17 protein-coding genes and 1 pseudogene are annotated in these 21,261 nt (G+C 58.7%); 1 reads left to right on the forward strand and 17 read right to left on the reverse strand.

Annotated elements, in window-relative coordinates; all coding sequences use genetic code 11:
- Positions 1-83: 83 nt before the first annotated feature.
- Positions 84-1,379, reverse strand: a complete 1,296-nt coding sequence (gene gabT, locus ABIE16_RS05630; protein WP_429520688.1) for a 4-aminobutyrate--2-oxoglutarate transaminase — start codon at positions 1,377-1,379, stop codon at positions 84-86.
- 282 nt (positions 1,380-1,661) lie between these two features.
- On the opposite strand from gabT, the gene ABIE16_RS05635 reads away from it, so the two are divergent.
- The gene (locus ABIE16_RS05635) at positions 1,662-2,588 is read left to right on the forward strand and encodes a 2-hydroxyacid dehydrogenase (protein ID WP_429520689.1); all 927 of its coding nucleotides are present in this window, start codon (positions 1,662-1,664) and stop codon (positions 2,586-2,588) included.
- Positions 2,589-2,694: 106 nt separating this feature from the next.
- On the opposite strand, the gene ABIE16_RS05640 is transcribed toward ABIE16_RS05635, so the two are convergent.
- The 16 genes and pseudogenes from ABIE16_RS05640 to ABIE16_RS05715 form a co-directional block, all read right to left on the reverse strand.
- Positions 2,695-3,540, reverse strand: a complete 846-nt coding sequence (locus tag ABIE16_RS05640) for a substrate-binding periplasmic protein (protein WP_429520690.1) — start codon at positions 3,538-3,540, stop codon at positions 2,695-2,697.
- Positions 3,541-3,613: 73 nt separating this feature from the next.
- A complete protein-coding gene (locus ABIE16_RS05645) occupies positions 3,614-4,693 on the reverse strand; it encodes a tartrate dehydrogenase (protein WP_349733466.1) in 1,080 nt (359 codons plus the stop codon).
- Between the two features lie 53 nt (positions 4,694-4,746).
- Positions 4,747-6,204 carry an NAD-dependent succinate-semialdehyde dehydrogenase gene (locus ABIE16_RS05650; protein WP_429520691.1) on the reverse strand — a complete coding sequence of 486 codons (1,458 nt, stop codon included), beginning with the start codon at positions 6,202-6,204 and terminating at the stop codon, positions 4,747-4,749.
- Positions 6,205-6,403: 199 nt separating this feature from the next.
- Positions 6,404-7,267 carry a methyl-accepting chemotaxis protein gene (locus ABIE16_RS05655; protein ID WP_429520833.1) on the reverse strand — a complete coding sequence of 288 codons (864 nt, stop codon included), beginning with the start codon at positions 7,265-7,267 and terminating at the stop codon, positions 6,404-6,406.
- Positions 7,262-8,446 (reverse strand): annotated as a pseudogene (locus ABIE16_RS05660) (nitrate- and nitrite sensing domain-containing protein); the annotation flags it as partial. The gene ABIE16_RS05655 and the pseudogene ABIE16_RS05660, both read right to left, overlap by 6 nt.
- A gap of 199 nt (positions 8,447-8,645) precedes the next feature.
- Complete coding sequence (gene argE, locus ABIE16_RS05665) at positions 8,646-9,803, reverse strand: acetylornithine deacetylase (RefSeq protein ID WP_429520692.1); 1,158 nt, start codon at positions 9,801-9,803, stop codon at positions 8,646-8,648.
- Positions 9,800-10,954 carry an NAD(P)/FAD-dependent oxidoreductase gene (locus ABIE16_RS05670; RefSeq protein WP_349733472.1) on the reverse strand — a complete coding sequence of 385 codons (1,155 nt, stop codon included), beginning with the start codon at positions 10,952-10,954 and terminating at the stop codon, positions 9,800-9,802. The genes argE and ABIE16_RS05670 overlap by 4 nt, the downstream gene beginning before the upstream one ends.
- Positions 10,951-12,375: an NAD(P)/FAD-dependent oxidoreductase gene (locus ABIE16_RS05675; RefSeq protein WP_349733474.1), complete on the reverse strand. Its 1,425-nt coding sequence runs from the start codon at positions 12,373-12,375 to the stop codon at positions 10,951-10,953. The genes ABIE16_RS05670 and ABIE16_RS05675 overlap by 4 nt, the downstream gene beginning before the upstream one ends.
- Positions 12,357-12,665: a (2Fe-2S)-binding protein gene (locus ABIE16_RS05680; protein WP_349733476.1), complete on the reverse strand. Its 309-nt coding sequence runs from the start codon at positions 12,663-12,665 to the stop codon at positions 12,357-12,359. Before ABIE16_RS05680 ends, ABIE16_RS05675 begins: the two co-directional genes overlap by 19 nt.
- Positions 12,662-14,494, reverse strand: a complete 1,833-nt coding sequence (locus ABIE16_RS05685) for an ABC transporter ATP-binding protein (protein WP_349733477.1) — start codon at positions 14,492-14,494, stop codon at positions 12,662-12,664. The genes ABIE16_RS05680 and ABIE16_RS05685 overlap by 4 nt, the downstream gene beginning before the upstream one ends.
- 1 nt (position 14,495) lies before the next feature.
- Positions 14,496-15,401 (reverse strand): ABC transporter permease, encoded by a 906-nt coding sequence (locus ABIE16_RS05690; RefSeq protein ID WP_349733479.1) that lies wholly within the window; start codon positions 15,399-15,401, stop codon positions 14,496-14,498.
- Entirely contained in the window at positions 15,398-16,351 is a 954-nt protein-coding gene (locus ABIE16_RS05695) for an ABC transporter permease (RefSeq protein WP_349733481.1), read from the reverse strand. The genes ABIE16_RS05690 and ABIE16_RS05695 overlap by 4 nt, the downstream gene beginning before the upstream one ends.
- An 82-nt stretch (positions 16,352-16,433) precedes the next feature.
- Positions 16,434-18,077 (reverse strand): ABC transporter substrate-binding protein, encoded by a 1,644-nt coding sequence (locus ABIE16_RS05700; protein ID WP_429520693.1) that lies wholly within the window; start codon positions 18,075-18,077, stop codon positions 16,434-16,436.
- Positions 18,078-18,203: 126 nt separating this feature from the next.
- Positions 18,204-19,478, reverse strand: coding sequence for an NAD(P)/FAD-dependent oxidoreductase (locus ABIE16_RS05705; protein ID WP_349733485.1), 1,275 nt, complete (start codon positions 19,476-19,478; stop codon positions 18,204-18,206).
- Positions 19,479-19,505: 27 nt separating this feature from the next.
- Entirely contained in the window at positions 19,506-20,174 is a 669-nt protein-coding gene (locus tag ABIE16_RS05710) for a haloacid dehalogenase type II (protein ID WP_349733487.1), read from the reverse strand.
- Positions 20,175-20,735: 561 nt separating this feature from the next.
- On the reverse strand, positions 20,736-21,239 hold the full coding sequence (locus ABIE16_RS05715) for an Lrp/AsnC family transcriptional regulator (protein WP_349733488.1): 504 nt from the start codon (positions 21,237-21,239) through the stop codon (positions 20,736-20,738).
- Positions 21,240-21,261 lie beyond the last annotated feature (22 nt).

A 21,261-nucleotide genomic window follows, 5' to 3' on the forward strand; every position in this document is an offset into this window, starting at 1 on the left:
TGTATTTCATGAATGATTACTCATTAGAGTGTTCGGTCGGCATTCCTCTCCATGCATCGAAATGTGCCGACCGAGATCAGACATCAGCCCAAAACGCGTGACAACGCCCCTTCGAGAATGTCCAGCGCTTCGTCGATCTGCGTCTCTTCGGCAACCAGAGGCGCGAGGAAACGCAGTACGTTGCGGTAAACGCCACACTTGATTACCAGCAGACCACCCTTACGAGCCTCATCAATCACTTGCTGATTCAAGTCCGGATCCGGACTGCCGGCAGCATCGCCCTTGATCAGCTCGATCGCCAGCATGAAACCGGTACCGCGCACGTCACCAATCTGGGGAAAGCGCGTCTGCAAGCGCAGGAGCCCCTTACGCAAACGTTCGCCCAGCTTATTGCCGCGCGCCAGCAAGTGTTCCTGCTCGTAGGTCTCGATCACCGCCAACGCAGCCGCGCAAGCCAGCGCGTTGCCACCGTATGTACCGCCCAGGCCGCCCGGAGCTGGGGCATCCATGATCTCTGCACGACCAACCACACCCGAGATCGGCATACCGGCTGCCAGGCTCTTGGCTACGGTGACCAGGTCCGGCTGAATTCCGGAATGCTGAAAACCGAACCAAGTGCCGGTACGGCCGAAACCAGTTTGCACTTCATCCGCGATCAACACGATGCCATGCTGTTCGGTCAACGCCCTCAATGCCTGGAGAAATTCGGCCGGTGCGGTAAGAAAGCCACCGTCGCCCTGAACCGGCTCAATGATGATCGCGGCTACCCGCTCGGGCGATACCTGCGTGGCAAACAAATCATTCAGCGCCTGCAGCGCCATTTCGCTGGTGAAGCCGCGATAAGTATTCGGATAAGGAGTATGAAAGACCTCGGGTGCCACACCGAAATTTTGCTTGTAGGGCTGGCTCATACCCGTCAGGGTCGTGCCGAGCAACGTCCGGCCATGGAAACCACCACGAAAGGAAATAACAGCCGGACGCTTGGTATGAGCGCGGGCAATCTTAACGGCGTTCTCCACGGCTTCCGCACCTGAGGTGAAAAGTGCCGCCTTGTGCGCAATGCCACTGGAGCCAGCAACCAGCCCGCACAAACGCTGTACCAGATCGAGGTAAGGTTGGTAAGCCACCACCTGGAAACAGGCATGGGTGACCTTCTGCATCTGCGCCTGAACTGCCGCGACAACCTTCGGGTGATTGTGGCCGATATTCATTACACCGATGCCACCAACGAAGTCCAGGTAACGCTTACCACTCACATCCCATACCTCGGCCCCTAGGGCTCGGTCGATGACCAGTGGGTGAGCAGTAACCAACCCGCGTGGCACGAACTGGTCACGCTGCTGGAGCAGATAAGGGGTTTCTTCGCATTTGCTGTTCATGGCATCTCCCATAGTGAGCCAGGCAACCAGGAGGCGGCTGCGATGAGTCCTAGGTTAAGCCTTTGACGCAATGCTCTAAGCCGAACTTGCCCGCTGAGAAATTCGGTTCGACTGTTTTCACCCCGGAAAACGGCAGAATCCATCAGCCGCGGGTTTTCCCATGCAATCTGCCAATTTGTGCCGCAATACAACTGCACTCCTCGATTCAAACAAGGCCTTTCGACAGATTCTGCTCTGATGTTCGGGCATGCTCCCATTCTCCGTTCATGAGAGGAAACGCCCATGACCCTGCTCTACAAAGCCGACCCGGTGCGCGGCGAACATTGGAAAACGCTATTCGCTGAACGGGCACCGGATATTGAATGGCGCGCCTGGCCAGAGCTCGGCAATCCGCAGGATATTCGCTACCTGGCGGCCTGGCAGGCCCCGGACGACCTCGAAACGTTACTGCCAAACCTGCAAGTGCTGTTCGCGCTATCGGCTGGTGTCGATCAGCTTGACCTGAGCCGTTTGCCAGCGAATTTGCCGGTGGTGCGATTACTCGATCCTGGCATTACCCAGGGCATGTGCGAATACGCCAGTTACGCCGTGCTCAGCGTACACCGGGATATGCTGCGCTATCGTCAGCAACAGGCCGAAAAAAACTGGCAAGCCCATCGACTGATACCCGCATCCAAACGCCGCGTCGGGGTTATGGGCCTGGGTTTACAAGCCCGGCAGATACTCGCGACATTGCAACCGTATGGGTTCAGCTTGTCTGGATGGGCACGCAGTCGGCATTGCGTGCCCGGCGTAGACTGCTTTGCTGGGGTGGAGCAGTTGCCGGAATTCCTCAATCAATGCGACATCCTGTTGTGCGCCTTGCCGCTGACCCAGCAGACTGAGGGTATTCTTGACCGCCATCTATTCCAGTATCTGCCCAAAGGTGCCGCGCTGGTGAATATGGGGCGAGGAAGACACCTGATTGAAGAAGATCTACTGGAGGCCTTGGCCAGCGGTCAGCTCAGTGCAGCGGTGCTAGACGTATTACGCGAAGAACCGGCGCGGCCCGAACATCCATTCTGGCGGCACCCGCAAATTCTGCTGACCCCGCATATCGCCGCAATGACCCAGCCGGAAAGCGCGTTTGATGTGCTACTGGAGAATATCCGCCGGCATCAGCGTGGAGATCCCATGCTCGGCCAAGTTGACCGTAAACAGGGCTACTAGCCCTGTTTCCAGAATACGTTTCTCGAGCGAGATTGAGCGTTGTCCTCAGCTAAAGGCCAGGACGGCTTTTAACGCGTTGTTGGCGAAGCGCGAATGACCCAAGGACTTACTGGCTAACCCCTTGAATACCCGCCGCCTGCAACTCAAGAGGATAAAACGCATCGTAACGCTTCACGATGCGATAGATGACGCCCTCCCGCTCTAGATCGGAGAGGATCGCATCAAGGCGTATTTTGAAGTCGTCTTTGTATGGATAGGCCGAGGTATTAATGCGGGTATAACCCAGGTACCCCTCTTCGCCTGAGAGCCAGGGCCCTTCGGCTATCCAGTTGAGAGAGTCGTGATCAAAAACGCCGTCGCGCCGCATCTGCTCCAGCTCCCAAAGAACGGCCCGGCGGTCGTTGATATAGGCATCCAGACGCTCACGATAGAGCATCGCCAGGTTGGTGCGGTTGTCCTTGGAATAGATCTGTCGCAGCTCGCCCCTAGCCAGCATGCTCTGGTAGTTCTGATCGACAATGTTTATGAACCCTCTGTTCTGGCCGATGCGTAAACCGCCGTAGGCTTGCGGAAAGCTTTCCTGTTCCAGCGTCCGGGCTACTTCGGTGCGCATAAAAACAACCAGGGTCTCCTGCACGATGGGGCGTGAGTAATCCATCCACGGTCGCTCGTCGGGCCGGCGATATGGCGGATAAAGGGCCAAGGCGCGCCCCTGCGACAATTCGCTCAGGCCTCGCGCCCAGGGTACAGGCCGAATATGCACGCGATAGTCCGGCATACGGGTAAAGGCTATGCGCAGAATATCGGTGTAGATTCCCTTCGCCTCGTCGCCCTCAGCGTAACTGTAGGGTGGGTATCCGGCGTCGCAAAGAATGACTACATCTATCGGCGCGCCTGCCCAGCTCGTGGCGTGCCAGACGCAAGCCAAAAGCAAGATCGACAATCTAGTCATGGCAACCTTCCGGCCAAGAAAAAAGCCCGCAGTGTGAGCGGGCAAAAGGGTGATGCGCGATTTTTTAACCGGTCTAGAGTGCCTCGACAATCGCCTTGCCGACATCTTGGGTTGAGCCCTGTCCTCCCAAATCCGGGGTAATTGGCCCCTCTGCGATAACCTGCTCGATGGCTTTGAGAATGCCGTCATGGGCGGCACGGTAACGCTCATCACCATCCCCAAGGAAGTCCAGCATCAGCGCGCCGGACCAGATCATGGCGATCGGATTGGCGATGTTGCGCCCATAAATGTCCGGCGCCGAGCCGTGCACCGGCTCAAACAGCGAAGGGAACCGTCGCTCGGGATCGATGTTGGCCGAAGGGGCGATTCCGATGGTGCCGGCGCAGGCCGGGCCCAGATCAGAGAGGATATCGCCGAACAGGTTCGAGGCCACCACTACATCGAAACGATCCGGCTGCAGTACGAAGCGCGCACAAAGAATGTCGATGTGCTGTTTGTCCCAACTGACGTCTGGGTACTGCTCGGCCATCAGCGCGGTGCGCTCGTCCCAGTAGGGCATACTGATGGAAATGCCATTGGACTTGGTCGCAGCTGTCAAATGCTTACGTGGCCGGGTCTGCGCCAAGTCGAAGGCGAACTTGAGAATCCGGTCCACACCGCGCCGGGTGAATACTGACTCTTGCAGCACGAACTCATGTTCGCTGCCTTCGAACATTTTGCCGCCTACCGAGGAATACTCGCCTTCGGTGTTCTCGCGAATCACCACGAAATCGATATCACCAGGCTCGCGACCGGCCAACGGACATGGCACTCCGGGAAACAGGCGCACTGGGCGGATGTTCACATACTGGTCGAAGTCGCGACGGAACTTGAGCAGCGAGCCCCACAGGGAAATATGATCCGGTACCTTGTCTGGCCAGCCCACCGCACCGAAGTAAATGGCATCGAAACCTTTGAGTTGTTCGAACCAGTCGGCGGGCATCATTTGCCCGTGTTCCAGGTAATAATCGCAATGGGCCCAGTCGAGCACTTCGATGCTCAAGTCCAAATCCCACTTACGTGCAGCATGCTCCAGCACCCGCAGTCCCTCGGGCAGTACTTCCTTGCCGATACCATCGCCGGCAATCGCGGCGATTTTGAATGTCTTGCTCATGTCATTACCTTCGCGGATTCACGTCAATCAAGCCCGTACAAAGAGGAGTCGCCTTACAGTCCACCGATATGGAATGCTTTGACTTCCAAGTACTCGTCCAGGCCATATTTGGAGCCCTCACGGCCCAGGCCGGACTGCTTGACGCCGCCAAAGGGGGCCACTTCCATGGAAATCAGCCCGGTATTGAGGCCGATCATGCCGAACTCCAGCGCCTCACCGAAGCGCCACGAGCGGCGCAGGTCCTGGGTGAAGAAATAGGCACCCAGGCCATAAGGTGTGGCATTGGCCAGGGACAGCGCTTCTTCTTCAGTGCTGAAGCGCATCAGCGGTGCGACCGGGCCGAAGGTTTCTTCGTTAGCCAGCAACATCCCGGCATGGGCGTCGGCAAGCACCGTCGGCTGGACGAACTGGTCGTCCCCTGTGGGAATGGCGCCACAGAGCAAACGAGCACCATTGCCCAGGGCATCGTCGATATGCCGGGCTACCTTGCTAACCGCCGCTGAATTGATCAACGGGCCAATGGTTACATCAGCCTCCAGGCCATTGCCGACCTTGAGCTTGCCCACCTCCTCCACCAGCCGCTGAGCGAAACGCTCGTAGATCCCGTCCTGCACGAGGATCCGGTTAGCGCAGACGCAAGTCTGTCCTGCGTTCCGGAATTTGCTTTGCATGATGCCGGTCACTGCCTGTTCCAAATCCGCATCGTCGAACACGACGAAGGGAGCGTTGCCGCCCAGCTCTAGGCTGAGGCGCTTGATCTGATCGGCACTCTGACGCATCAATAAGCTGCCTACGGCAGTCGAACCTGTGAAGGATATCTTGCGTACTGTCGGGTTGCTGGTCAGCTCTTCGCCAATGCCCTTGGGCATGCCAGTCACAACGTTGAACACACCGGCCGGGATCCCGACTCGCTCGGCCAGCACCGCGAGCGCCAGAGCTGAAAGCGGCGTCAAGTCCGACGGTTTGACAATGACCGGACAGCCGGCAGCCAGGGCCGGTGCGCATTTGCGAGTGATCATCGCGTTGGGGAAATTCCACGGCGTGATTGCAGCGCAGACGCCGACCGGTTGCTTCAGGGTCAGCAGGCGACGGTCGCCGCTGGGGGCAGGAATGGTCTCGCCATAAACCCGCCGTGCTTCCTCGGCAAACCATTTGACGAAGCTGGCACCATAACGGATCTCGCCCTTGGCTTCGTTGAGCGGCTTGCCTTGTTCGCAGGTCATGATCAACGCCAGGTCGTCGAGGTTATCGAGCATGGCTTGATACCAACGCTCCAATAGCGCCGCGCGCTCCGCTGCAGGTCGAGCGCGCCAGGCTGGCCAGGCGCGCTCGGCAGCTTCGATGGCCAGACGAGTTTCCGCGCCTTGCATGGCCGGAACCCGGGCCAGGCATTCGCCTGTGGCGGGATTGTTGATATCCAGGGTGGCGGCATTATCGGCACCCACCCACTGGCCGTTGATGTACGCGAGTTCTGCTAGAAGGCTGGGGTCTTGCAAACGATTCTTGAGCATGATCGAGTCCTGTTCCGAGACAGCCTTCAGTCTATTCAGACACCACAGGTCAGGATGCTGAAAGCATCGCGGCTGCAGCGTTGGCTGCTGAATATCAGCCGATGCCAGCAGGCTCTACCGAGGGGATGCCATGGCTGATATAAAAAGCGGGTTCGCAGCCACAACCCCAGCGTGCACCGCGGCGCACGCCAACGCGGGCTCAGACGCTGAAGTGACCGACCCTCCCATTCAACTCAGTGGCCAAGCTGGCGAGTTCCTGGCTGGAAACACGGGTCTGCCGAGCTCCAGCCGAGGTTCGAGCGCACACATCACGTATATTCAAAAGATTGCTGTCGACCTCACGGGCGACCTGGGATTGCTCCTCTGTAGCGCTGGCAATACTTAGATTGCGTGCATTGATCTGGCCGATAGCCTCGACGATGGCATTGAGTGCGGTGCCCGCTGCACGCGCGAGCCCCAGGGTGTCGCGGGTTTTCTCATTGCTGCTGTGCATGGCGCTCAGGGCACTACGGCTGCCTTGCTGTACCGAGCCTATGATGGTTTCTATTTCCAGGGTGGAGGCCTGGGTTCTTTGAGCCAAGGCCCGCACCTCATCGGCCACCACGGCGAAACCGCGGCCGCTTTCTCCCGCCCGGGCCGCCTCGATCGCAGCATTCAACGCCAGCAGATTGGTTTGTTCGGCGATGCCTCGAATCACATCCAGCACCGAGCCGATATCACCTATCTGGCCTGCCAGGCTTTGCAACGCATCAGCGGTATGCGCCATATCGCCAGTCAACGACTCGATAGCGCCGACTGTCCGGATGACGCTGTCTTCGCCTTGTCGAGCACGTTGATCGGCTGCCTGGGACACCAGGGAGGCCGAAGCAGCATTGCGCGCCACCTCTTCGATGGCGCAGGTCAATTCGGTAACGGCTGTAACGGCTTGGTCGAGCTCCTCGCTCTGCCGTTGCAATCCTTGACTGGCATCTTCGGTCACAGTGCTCAATGCCTGGGAAGTCGAGCTCAGTTGTTCGGCTGAGCTCACTACCTGAGTGACGGTACCTCGCAGGTCCGTTTGCATGCACTGCAGCGCCTGAAGCAAACGTGCAGCTTCATCTTTGCCGCTGATATCGAGTGTTTGGGTCAGATCGCCCTTGGCGATTCGCTCCGCCGCCACCATGGCGATACCCAGCTGTTCGAGCAGCCGCAGTACGATCAGCATGGCTAAAGTGCCGCCAACCAATAGCACCGACAGCAAAGTAATACACATCCACACAGTGTCTTGTCGATAACTGTCGCGCCTCGCTGTCAACGCTTCGCCGAGCTTCGTTAAGGCGCTGTCTCCGAGCGCCTGTAGCGCACCGATGGGCCCATCATATGAAGCCAGATAATCTGTGACCGGATAGCTCAGTTTCACGCCGTAGCCGCCATCAGCAGATAAATCCATCTCGGTGGCCGCAACCAACTGCTTGTCAGTCAATGCCAGGACCTGTTCGATCTGGGGGCGCAACGCCGCCAGCGGTGCCTCTAGCACCGATGCAAGCGCAGGATCGGTGGCAACAGCCTTGCTGAAGGCCCGACTCATCCTGTCGAGGCTGGACTTAGCCTGGGCGGTGAGGCCCATCAAGGCACCTTGTTGTTCGGGCATGATTCGCCCCTGAGCCAGATACAGGCCACCGAAACCGCGTAATTGACCGAACAGCTCGGCCGTCTGCGGCATCTCGATCAGCGCGGCATACATCAACGAGTATGTTTCCAGCATCGGATCCAGTGCCAGCTCGAAATGATCGAGCAGGGCATCCTCGATCAGCAAAATAGAGGCGATCAGTTGCGAATGCAGTTGCAGACTCTGCCTGGCTTTGACTGAGTCTTTATCGACCTGATCGGAGAGTGTTTGCCATTGCTCTCGCACCTGACGCCAGGCGGTCAAGAGATCCGGTTTGACCTGCGCTGCCTGCAGAGCAAGCTCACTTGCCTCGAAGGCACGCTGTAGCTCCGCTCGCTTGACCAGGCGAGGCTGCTGGAGGGAATCGGCGCCGCCGAGCACCGCCGCGACCAGGTCGCGATGTTGCTGGGCCAGCGCAACCAGACGCAAAAGCGCCCGTACCGGCTCAAGTCCCTGCACTTCCCGATCTGCCTGGCGGCCCGTCTGCAGCGCACCAAGCACGTATAGGGTGCTTGGCACTGCAATCAGCGCAATAACCAGAAGACCGAGCAAGACAAACTTGGTGGAGAAGGAAAGACGTTCAAGTGCTTTCATAGACGGACTCCCGGAGTGTTGTCGGAGACTCGCGAGAGTCCCGTTATTTTTGGTTATTCGGTCAAGGCGTAGCCCTAAAAAAGGCGCACGCACTCTTGCTCAGGCAAACATGCGACTGATCAACCAAGGGGTATCGGGTGAATGGTAATCATGCGAAATGGCCCTTTCGGATTCGCAAGGGCCACACGAGAGACTGACGTTACAGCCTCAGCGAGCCCAGCAGCCCATCGAGAAAGCGCTCCCCTGCCTGCATCTGGCTCAACGCGACGAATTCATCAGGCTTGTGTGCCTGCTCGATGGAACCCGGTCCACAGACCACCACCGGTACATTCAGGCGCTGACTGAATAAGCCCCCCTCAGTGCCGAAGGAAACTTTTGCGCTGCCGGTATCCGCCGGTGCGAAATTCTTCAGAAAGCGCACAGCTTCCACGCTGGGATGGGTATCCAGGCCGGGATAAACGTTCAGCGTCTCGATTTCGATATCAGCTGCGCCGGACAACCGTTTGGCCTCACGAACGATCTGCTCGGCGTGTTCTTGCATCTGCGCAAGAAACTGATCGAGGTTGTCGGCCGGCAGATTGCGCACCTCGAAATCAAGGCTGCACAGGTTCGGCACGATGTTCAGAGCCTTGCCCCCCGCAATCTGTCCGACGTGCACGGTGCTGTACGGTACGTCGTAATCTGAGTCGTGCGCTCCCTGATTTTGTAAACGCCGCTGGCCCTCGCGCAGTGAGGCAATAAAGTCGCAAGCCAAATGGATAGCATTAACCGACCGCGGGGCCAGAGATGAGTGGGCTTCCTGCCCCCGGCACAATGCACGGTAGGAACCCTTGCCTTTGTGCCCGAGCACGAACTGCATATTGGTTGGCTCGCCGACGATGCACAGCATCGGTCGCAACGGCGCCAAGTGCAGAACATCAAGCAGTCGGCGTACGCCGACGCAGCCGATTTCCTCGTCATGGGACAGGGCCAGTTGCAATGGGCGGCTCAACGAGCAGTCAGCTGCTTCGAGCATGGCGTCGATCGCCAAGGCAATAAATCCCTTCATGTCGCAGCTGCCACGGCCGTAAATCCGCTCGTCCTTCAGCGTCGCCTGGAACGCCGGCACGCTCCAGGCCTGTCCGACGGCAGGCACCACGTCGGTGTGTCCGGACAACAACACGCCCGGCAGATCGCGCGGGCCAACGCTGGCGAACAGGTTGGCCTTGCGTCCACTTTCGTCCTTGACGATCAACGACTCGATACCTTTGCTCGCCAGCTGCGCGCGGACATAGTCGATCAGCGCAAGGTTCGATTCCGAGGAAACGGACTCGAATGCGATCAGTCGCTTGAGTATTTCCAGCGCACGCCCTCTCATGATGCATTGCTCCTCGGCTCAGCCTTACTGGCGAAGCGACTGACGTGAAAGGGAGTGATATGGGTACTGGTGCTACCGGTACTTATTAGCTCGGCCATCACGTCGCCAACGCCAGGTCCTAACTGGAAACCGTGGCCGCTAAAACCGAAGGCGTAATAAAGGCCGTCAACCTGGCCACTGGCCCCCATTACCGGCAATGAGTCCGCGACGTAGCCCTCGATCCCGCTCCAGGTACGAATGATATTGAGGTTGGCCATCTGCGGTGCCAGCCTGCGCATCTGCTGCAACTGTTTGAGAACACTCGACGGATCGAAGTAGGCGCGGCGGTTGAGCATATCCGGCTGAGTGTGATGGCAGCCGCCGATGATTATGTTGCCTCGAGGGATCTGGCGGAAATACAGCACTTCTTCGGGGTGTTTGGTGTACACGCCGATCACCGTTTTGAGCGCGTAGGGCACAGGCTCAGTGACTGACATCTGAGGCCCCTTGGCGATCATTGGCACTGGCTCACCGAATTGGGAGGAAAGCTTCTCTCCCCATGCGCCCGCCGTGATCAGCAACTGTTCGGCGCGGTACCGGCGGCCATCGGCAGTATCCACCTGGAACTGCCTACCCACCTTCTGAATATGCGTCACTTCGGTACGTTCTTCGATGCGCGCGCCTGCACGCCGCGAGGCGCGGGCAAAGGCCGGTGCGGCGAGACGCGGGTTAGCGTGGCCATCGTGCGGTGCATAGGAACCGCCCTTGACCTCCGGGCCGAGGAACGGAAAGCGTTCGTGTAGCTCACGCCCACGATAGATTTTCAGATCCAGTTCCCTCGCTTCGGGGGCAGCCGCATAGGCATCTAGTTCGGCGACCTCGTCCTCGCGGTAGCACACACGCATCTGACCGCTGGCGATGAACTCCAGATCGTCGTCAATCAGCTGTGGCAGACGCTTCCACAGCGCGAAGGAGCGGTTGGCCAGTTCCAGCTGGCCGAGGAAACGACCTTGGCGACGCACGTTGCCGAAGTTCACTCCGCTGGCGTACTGGCCGATCATGTCCCGTTCCAGAAGCACCACCGAGCGCCCGCGCTGACGCAGGAAGAATGCCGAAGCCGCGCCCATAAGGCCACCGCCTACGATCAGTACATCAATTTGTTGAACGCTCACCGCGACACCTCTTCGGCTAGCCTGATTTCCTCGCTCTGCATAGGCAGCGGCTTGACCGGCGCCTGACCGCGCTGACGACCGACCCGCTCGACAGGAACGCCAGCCGCCGCGGCGATCACCTCGGCGCCGGCCTGCGAGCAGTAACGACCTTGACAGCGGCCCATGCCGACCCGGCTGAAGGCCTTCGCACGATTGACCTCACTGGCGCCCTTCTCGCGCACCGCCTCACGCAACTCGCCGGCGGTAATCATTTCGCAACGGCAGACGATCGCCCCGTCAGGCAACCTCTCGGCTTGAGCCGCCGGCCAGGGAAAGGCCTGGTGCAGGCCCCGGCTGAACTGTTCCATCGCCGCTAAGGCACATCGCTTCTGAGCCAGCGCCTCGCTGCTCACGGGCTGCCGCAGATCCTGCAACAGCGCCATGGCAGTCAGGCGCCCGGAGTGCTCGGCGGCATCGGCACCGCGGATTCGCGTACCGTCGCCGGCGGCGTACACCCCCTCGACCGAAGTGCGACCGTCTTGATCAGTATCCAGCACCCACTGTTGCGAAGGCTCATGAAAGTGCATACGGCAGCCGGCGAGGTCGGCCAATTGGGTTTCCGGGCGCAGGTGATATCCGAGGGCGACCGCATCGCAGTCGATCTCCAGGCTTTCGCCGTGTGCCGTGCGCACACGCACAGCACTGACGCCTGTGCTCGCTTCGCCCACTATCTGCTGCGGCTCGACGCCCAGGCGTACTGGAATACCCGCCAAAAACAGTTTGGCCATCAACTGCAGGCCGGTGAACAGCATCCTTGGTCGAGCCAGCAGTTTGGGCAGGGCGAATATGCGTTTGCGCAGCGGTGAGGTGTCGAGCACGGCGGCCACCTCGGCACCGGCCTTGAGGTACTGACTGGCGACCAGGTAAAGCAGCGGCCCACTACCCATGAACACCACCCGGCGACCGATCGCTACCGCTTGCGCCTTCAGGGCGATCTGCGCGCCGCCTAAACTAAAGCAACCTGCTAGTTGCCAGCCGGCGATCGGCATCAAGCGGTCAGTGGCCCCCGTACAAAGGATCAGTGCATCGTAACTGACCGTCGTGTGCTTGCCCTGGCTGATGCAGAACAATTCCCACGGGCTCAAGCTCCACACCGACGTGTCGGGCCGGTAATCGATCCGCCCACGCAAGTGGTCGAAGCTATCATGCAGTGCCTTGGCCTTGTCCGCCTCGCTACCATAAAGGGTGGCGTAATCGCGGTCGAACCCCTCAGGCTGTCGACGATAGATCTGGCCGCCGTCGCGACGGTTTTCGTCCAACACAATCGGCCTAATGCCGGCTGCCACCAGAATCTCGGCACAACGTGTGCCGGCCGGGCCGGCGCCGACAATCACGACGCGCACATCGTCATTGCGAAGACCTTTCAGGCGCGCAATGGCCATGTCGCCTCCGGCTGTATGGTTACGATATCCAGTCCTTCGCGGACTTCGTTCGAGCAAGCACGCAGACGTTCGCCCCTACGGGTCCAGACCCAGCAGTCCTGGCAAGCGCCCATCAGGCAGAAGCCGGCACGTCGGCCCGAATCGAACTCTGACTGGCGTAGGGTCGACACCTGGGTTAATAACGCAACCATCAGGGTGTCGCCTTCCATCGCCTCGATGGGTTCGCCATCGACCATCAACCTTACCTTTGCACGCTGTTTTTCGGCCAAGCGCACGAAACGCGCGTTCATGCGTAGGTCCCCACTAATTTCATGCTGTGCGATCCTTGCTGTGCCTTGATAAGCTCGGCACTTTCGTGATGGCACAGGATCTCGCTGCCGCCGGCGATATTTCGTCGTGGCGGCGCGCTGCGATTGCAGAGCCCATCAATGCGCACCGGACAACGGTTCAGAAACGGGCACAAGTGCGCAGTAGTGTCCAACGCGCCGATCGGGGGGAGATCGCCATGGGAGGCACTGCAGTTCTCCAACCATCCCTGACGCAATTCCGGCACTGAATTGATTAAAAGATCGGTGTAGGGATGGTATGGCACCTGGACGAACGACTCACAGTCTCCCGCCTCGACCTTGTGCCCGCTATACATCACTACGATGTCGTCACACAGCGCGCGAACGGTCGAGATATCGTGGCTGATGAAGAGGTAGGAAACGCCCAGATCGCGACGCAGATCACGCAACAGTTCGAGAATCGCCGCCCCTACCACGGTATCCAGTGCCGAGGTCACTTCGTCACAGAGGATCAGGTCCGGCTCCGCGGCGAGCGCCCGTGCCAGGTTTACCCTTTGTTTCTGCCCGCCAGACAACTCACCAGGGCGGCGCTGCGCGATGCTTGCCGGCAGTTGCACCAACTCCAGCAATTCAGCAACTCGTCGCTGACGTTGTGCACCCTTCATGCCGTGGTAGAACCGTAACGGACGGCCAAGGATCTCTTCGATGCTGTGTCGAGGATTCAGTGCCGTATCAGCATTCTGGAATACGAATTGAACACGTCGGAACTGCTCGCGGGTGCGACCGGCCAGGGTTTTGCTGAGCGGCTGGCCGTCCAGCAGGATCCGCCCGGCTGACGGCTCCGCCAAGCCAGCGATAGCCTGAGCGAGAGTAGTCTTCCCCGACCCCGACTCGCCGATCACACCGACTGCCGCACCTCTACGAACCTGCAGATCCACATCCTGCAGGACCTTTTTGACGCCATAGCAAATCTCTAGGCCACGGACGTCGAGCAGCAGATCATTCCCCGCAGGGCCCACGCCTTGATCGACCGCGTCCCGGGTCGCCGTCGGCTTCATCGCCGACAGCAGGCTACGGGTATAGGGATGTTCGGGTTCTATCAGGATCTGCTCGGTACTGCTGTTTTCCTGAATCTGACCATTGCGCAGCACTACAATACGGTCGGCCATCTGCGCTACCACCGCCAGATCGTGCGAGACGTATACGGCCGTTGTGCCTAGCTCACGAACCACCTGCTTGAAAGCCCGCAGCACTTCGATCTGTGTGGTGACGTCCAGCGCCGTGGTCGGCTCGTCGAGGATCACCAATGCCGGATCAGTGATCAGCGCCATCGCCGCCATTAACCTTTGCAGTTGACCGCCCGAGACCTGATGCGGATAACGCGCACCTATGCCTTCAGGGTCCGGCAACGCCAGCGCTCGAAACAACCCGACGGCCTTGGCCTGCGCCTCGTGCCGCGGCAGAGTGCCGTGGATCAACGCGCTTTCAATCACTTGATCCATGATGCACTTGGAAGGATTGAAGGCCGCCGCCGCGCTCTGTGCAATATATGCCACAGTGCGCCCGCGCAACTTTGCCAGTTCGGCATTCGACAGTTTGAGTACATCCACATCGCCGATGCGTACCGAGCCGCCTACGATGCAGCAGCCACTGCGGGCGTAACCCATCAGTGACAAGGCAATGGTGCTTTTGCCGGAACCGGACTCACCGATCAGCGCCAGTACTTCGCCCTTGTTCAGGCTGAAATCCGCACCGTGTACGATCGGAATGTCGATGCCTTCTTCATTGCGCGCGGCCACGCGCAGGCCACTTACCCTGACGATTTCGTTCATTTCACTTCTCCGTCCCGCGCTTGGATCGCCCGCCGAAGCTGTCGATGAGCAAGTTGACCCCCATGGTCAGGGTGGCGATGGCAAGCGCCGGCACCAATACGGCCGGAGCACCCTCCTCCAGGCCCTGGATGTTTTCTCGCACTAGAGAGCCCCAATCCGCGTCCGGCGGCTGTATGCCCAGTCCGAGGAAGCTCATCGCGCTCAGCAGCAGCACCACGTACACAAAGCGCAGGCCAAAATCGGTCAGCACAGGACGAAGCATGTTCGGCAGCACCTCGATGAAGATGATGTAGGGCATAGCCTCACCTCGAGTGCGAGCAACCCTGACGAAGTCCATGGTCATGACGTTTACTGCAACCGCACGTGCAATACGGAAGGAGCCCGGCATGTAGGCAAATGCGGCCATGAACAACAGCAACGGCACGGAGGACCCGAACGAGGCGACCATCAATAGCGCGAAAATCTTGTTCGGGATGGAGATCAACGCATCTTCGGTACGGCTTATGAGTGCATCGACCCAACCACCGGAGGCAGCCGCCACTAGCCCAAGCACCACTCCTGCCGTGCAGGCGAGCACGGTCGCCGCCAACGCCACGCCGATGGTGTAGGGCGCGCCATGCAATAACCGGCTGAGGATGTCCCGCCCCAGGTAGTCGGTGCCCAACGGAAACTGCCAGCTGAGCGGACCAAAGAAGCCTTCGCTGGCCATGGCGTTGGCATCGTAGGGTGCCAACAGTGGGCCGACGACGGCCATCAATGCCCAGAAGCTCACGATCAGCAGGCCTATGAAGCCACCCAGAGTCAACTTGAGTCGACGACGATGAGGCAAAGCTACGGTCTGTTTCAGTTCATTCTGCTTAACGCCGTTCCCTGCACCCGGCTTTGGGGGAGTGATATCAAGTTTCATTTGCGCAGCCTCGGGTTGGACAGAATTGCACAGAGGTCGGCCAGCAGTACCAGCACCAGGAAACCCAGGCAAAACAACATTACGCACGCCTGGACCAGCGGCATGTCACGCGTGACTACACCGTTGACCATCAGGGTCGCGATACCCGGGTAATTGAAGATCGACTCGACGATGACGACACCACCCAGCAGGTACGAAAGGCTAAGTGCGATGGCGTTGGCGATTGGTCCGATTGCATTGGGCAGCGCATGGCGAAGCACCACGCGTATCGGTCGCGCGCCTTTGAGCACCGCCATTTCGACATAGGGGCTGCTCAATTGGTCGATCAGCGCGGCCCGCGTCATACGTGCCATCTGCGCTACCAACACACAGCACAGAGTCAGCACGGGCATCGCGTAGACGCGCACCAGTTGCCCGAAGGACTCGACGTCAACGTCACGTGACAGGGCCGACAGCCAACCCAGCTTGACCGCGAAGATCAGTACCGCGACGGTGGCAATCAGGAACTCCGGCACGGAGACAGCGAAAACCGCTAGCATGTTGCTGTAGCGATCAAAAATTGAACCGCGGTACATCGCTGACAAAATGCCTATCGTCAGCGCGAGCGGCACTGAAACCAGCGCAGCGATTGACGCCAGGCGCAGGGTGTTGGGCAGACGGCTGGCGATCATTTCGTCGACCGCCATGCCATTGACCAGAGAAACACCAGGATTGCCGGTGATCAACCCGCCCAGCCAGTGTACGTACCGCAGGTACACAGGTTGGTCCAGGCCTAACAACGTGCGCATTGCTGCCACCGCTTCCGGTGTTGCGTCCTGGCCGAGCTGCTCCTGAACCGCATCACCCGGCAGCAGGCTGGTGAGAAAAAACACCACGAGCGACACGATAAGCAGCGTAAGCACGCCTACAGCCAGCCGACTGAATACAAGGCGCGCAATAGTGCTGTTCATAATGGATACCTTTACTTGATGGCGACGCCTGCAGGGACCCGCAGGCGCGCCGTTGTTATCGAGCTATCGTTGCGCTATTCGCTCAGGCATCCAGCCAGACATGCTCAGCAAACATGTAACCCATCAAACCACCGAGCGGATGGGGAACCAGACCTTTCAACTTGGCATTGTGCCCATCGAGGCTGCTGGTGAACTGCGGGATACCGATCCCGCATTTTTCATGCACCAGCACCTGCATATCGGCGTACATCTGCTTGCGTTTGGAATCGTCGGTCTCCCCACGCGCAGCCACCAGCAACTGGTCGAATTGCTCGTTTTTCCACCCCGACTCGTTCATGCCCGCGCTGGACTGGAAAAACAGGCTGAACATCAAATCAGCGGTTGGACGCGCACCGATGTTTCCGAAACCCAGTGGGTGCTTCATCCAGTGATTGGACCAGTAGCCATCCGCCGGAACCCGCTTGATGTCGAATTTGAGTCCGATCTGCTGAGCCGAAAGCTGCAATAACTGGGCGATGTCCAACGAACCGGTGGCGGCTTCGGAAGCTACCAAAGGCAGGGTGCGACCGACCATGCCGGACTTCTGCAGGTGGAACTTGGCCTTCTCCGGATCGAACTGACGCTGCGGCAGACCAGCAAAGTAGTAGCGGTTACTCGCCGCGATTGGCTGATCATTGGCGATGGCGCCATAACCACGGAAGGCTGCACGATTGATCTGTTTACGGTCTAACAGATACTTCATCGCCAAGACGAAGTCAGGATTCTGACTAGGGCCCAACTCATCGCGCATCACCAGATTGGTATAACCACCGGTTCGGGACTCCATCAGCCCTACCTTGCTGCTCTCCAGGATGCGCGAAGTCGAACGTGGGTTGACTGGGTTAATGAGGTCCACATCACCGGCGAGCAAAGCACTGATGCGAGCGGCCTCGTCCGGGATCGAGAAAAACTCGACTTCGTCCAAATAAGGCAGGCCTGGCTTCCAGTAGCTGTCGTTGCGCGCGCCGATCGAGCGCACGCCCGGCTGAAATTCCGCACATTTGAAAGGCCCGGTCCCATTGGCGATAGCGAAATCGGTGGTTCCGTCACGTACGATGAGAAAATGCGTGGTGGCGAGAATAGCCGGCAGGTCGGCATTCGGGCTGGTCAATCGGATCAGCACCTCATACGGCCCGGTGGCTTTCACCTCATCCAACTGCTGCGCGGTAGTCAGCGCTTTGGAACCGACCTGAGGGATCTTGTGACGGTTCAGCGAATAGACAACATCGGCCGAGGTGAATGGCTTGCCGTCGTGAAAGACGACATCCTTGCGCAGTTTGACGGTCCAGGAGATGGCGTCACTGGTATCAAACGACTCCGCAAGGGCCATACGCGGCACCAATTGTTCGTCCAACGTGGTCAGGCCGTTATAGAACATGTTGTGACGGCAATAGTCAGTGTAGTTCGCGCCTTTTGCCGGATCCAGAGTATCGGCGGTCGAGCTGGTCGCGCTGGCGACCTTGATGCGACCACCGCGCTTACCTTTGCCCGTATCACTGGATGTCGAGGCAAAAAGCTCGCCCGCCGGACCAAACAGGCTGCCTGCACCGGCCACGGCAACGCCAGCCAAACCCAGCAAGCGGAGTGCGTCGCGGCGCGACACACCACGATTGAGACCTTCGAAAATGCGTTGGCTTTGCTCTGGGCCAATCAACTGGGTTTCGTTTTTATTTTTGTTGTCAGTCATCTCGTTCTACCTGTCGATAATGAGAAGGCTCGAATGCTCGCTGTGTAGCGAAGCCGCCTGGTGACGCTTACGACACTGAATCAACACTCTTGCTAGTAGCGATAATGCTCCTTGACCATGACGCACTCAGTGCAAGTAGTCCTGAACGCGGTAGTAGGCACCTACCACCGGTAGGAACCATGGCTTGCCGAAATAACCGGGAATGGCCGGCCAATTCAGTTCTCCCCATGGATTGGCTTCGGTCTTGCCGTCCATTACCTCGGACATCACCTGACCCATGTGCACCGACATTTGCACGCCATGACCGCTGTAGCCCATGGAGTGGTAAACGCCACCATGTTGGCCGGCGCGCGGGAGGCGGTCGGAAGTCATATCCACCAAACCGCCCCAGCAATAGTCGACCTTCACTTGAGCCAACTGCGGAAACATCTGCACCAACGCCGCCCGCAGTATCTTGCCGCTCTTCACGTCGGAGTTACCTCCAGACATGGCAAAGCGTGCTCGTCCACCGAACAGCAGACGGTTGTCAGGGGTGAGACGGAAGTAGTTACCAATGGTACGACTGGTAACGTAGGAGCGTCGCCCAGGAAGCAGTCGACTGACCAAATCGTCGGGTAGCCTCTCTGTAGCAATGATGAAACTACCCACCGGTACGATCCGCCGCCGATACCAACCCAGGCCGCCATGCTGGCAAGCCCCTGTCGCCATCAGCACCTGACCGGCCTGCAGACTGCCGCGACTTGTGTCGACCCGGTATCCACCTGCGGAGGCTTTCCAGCCCTTGACAGTAGTCTGCTCAAAGACAAGCGCACCGTGCCGCGCGGCTGCTTCGGCCAAGCCAATGCCAAAGCGGCCTATGTGCATCTGAACACCATTGCGCTGCAGCAGCCCTCCATAAAACTCGGTCGAGCCAACCTCGCTTCGCACCTCAGCAGCAGACAGCAGCTCTACATCAGCATCTACCTCCCGGCGGATAGCCTCGCAGGTCCGCGCTAGCCCTTCGTAGTGATGAGGTTTGGCTGCCAACTTGAGCTTGCCATTACGCGTGAGATCACAGGCGATTCGCTCTTGCTCAACTATCGAGACAACGCTCTGCACCGCATTCTCGTAGGCACGGTAATAGGCGCGCGCTCGCTCACTGCCGAGACTGGCAGTCAACCCGGCGTAGTCCTGAGCAACTCCAGTACTGCAATGACCACCGTTGCGCCCGGAGGCTTCGCCGATCACCCGCCCGGCCTCCAGGACCGCCACACTAGCCCCTTTCAGGGCTAGCGAACGGGCAGCCGACAGACCAGTGAACCCGCCCCCGATGACAACTACATCGACCCGAGCGGGAAGTACGCCGGCCTGCGCACCGGTGAAGACTGGTGCCGTGTCGAGCCAATAGGAATCGCTGTGCATCTCCAACTCCTCGTTGCGAAATAGCGATCAGAGACCGACCAAAGCAGGCAAGCCACCAATGTCAGAAATCTGCCGGTAGCTGTAGCAGGCATTAGCGGGCTGTTCGTGGCCACGAGCGACGAATGCCTTGTTCTTGATCTTCATGTCATTGGCCGACATCAAGTCGTAGCGGAAACTGGAGGAAACATGCAGTACGTCTTCCGGGCCACAACCGAGGTTGTCGAGCATAAATTCGAAAGCGGTTAGACGCGGCTTGTAGGCCTGTGCTTGTTGGGCGGTGAACACCTTATGGAAGGGTACGCCCAGCTTGTCGACGTTGGACATGATTTGCTCGTCCATCGCATTGGAGAAGATCACTAGCGGAATCTTGTCAGCGATCTTGGATAAGCCAGCCGTTACATCAGCATGTGGACCCCAGGTCGGCACGGCATCGTAGTAAAGCTGACCCTCACCGCGATACTCGACACCCCAGCGTTTGCATACCCGAGCAATAGCTGTCTTTAAGATTTCATCATATGGCCGCCAATCACCCATCACCTGATCCAGGCGATAAACGGCGAAGTCTTCTACAAACTGATCCATCTGGTCGGCAGGTACACGATCGGCAAACAGCTGACGGGTCATCGGGCCCAATTGAAAGTTTGTAAGAGTGCCGTAACAATCGAAGGTGATGTACTTGGGTCGAATAATGCTCATGGCGCAGTCCTGATATTTGTTTAAATTTTGCAGCTAACCTCGGCCGCTTTCGGCCTCTGGAGTTGTACTGCCCTGCCGTATCATTACAGCACCAAGAGCCCAGCACATGAGTTTAAAAGCACCGTTTTCTCCACATAAAAAGCTGTTTTACAGGCACGCATCAGCAGACTTTGCGGAACGTCTATCAGGTACCGAAAAACGCACTTCGCCCCGCTTTTTTGCGGGTCTGCACAAACGAGACGGGCGCCCCTTGGGCGCCCGTTTGGGTACATCTCAGCAGAATCAACTGATCTCGATCAGCACCTTTTGTATGCTGAAGTTTTACCGCAAGGCTTCCTCACGTTGGCCCTTGCCATTACACGGACGCTTTAGCCTTCGGTGGATAGGATGTGGTCGGAGCTATGTCGTAACGGTTGACCGATACCGTGCAGCCTTCTGCCCCCCCCCCGCACCAAGGGCAATGTCCAAATCAGGTGCGCGGTGTGCATACGACCGCCAGTCCGGTACAGGCTCTACTAGTGATGCACAGGGCAGAGCGCTGTACCGGAATGCGTCGAGGCATCAATCCCAACTTGGCTTTCCGGATACGATGATACTCAGGGGATATCCACGTTGATCGAGCGGTTGGCGCAGTACTATCCGGCTGGCGAACTTCTCGATTCCGATTTCATCCTCGAGCAGACGATCCATTAGCGCCTGAAAGTAGGGAATACCAGGCGTCACGATTTTCAAAAGGTAATCGTAACCACCACTTACGTTGTAGCACTCGACAATCTCGTGGTACTTGCCGATCCCTGCTTCGAACTTACGAAAGTCCCGTGGTCGGTGGCTGCTGATAGTCACCTCGGAAAAGACAGTGACGTAGCCGCCCAGTTTTTCCAATGCGATCCTCGCATGGTAGCCCAGGATAACGCCGGTATCCTGAAGCCGTTTCGTTCGTAGGAGGCACGGACTTTCACTGAGGGCTATGTTCGCGGAAAGATCTACGTTCGAACAGCGCCCCTCGCGCTGGAGATGCTCAAGAATCTTGATATCGAACTGGTCGAGGGGAGCTGAGGTTTGCATTAGTCGATCACCTTCAATGCCA

It is taken from the genome of Pseudomonas sp. 2725 (assembly GCF_050434585.1).
GTDB classification, from domain to species: domain Bacteria; phylum Pseudomonadota; class Gammaproteobacteria; order Pseudomonadales; family Pseudomonadaceae; genus Aquipseudomonas; species Aquipseudomonas jessenii.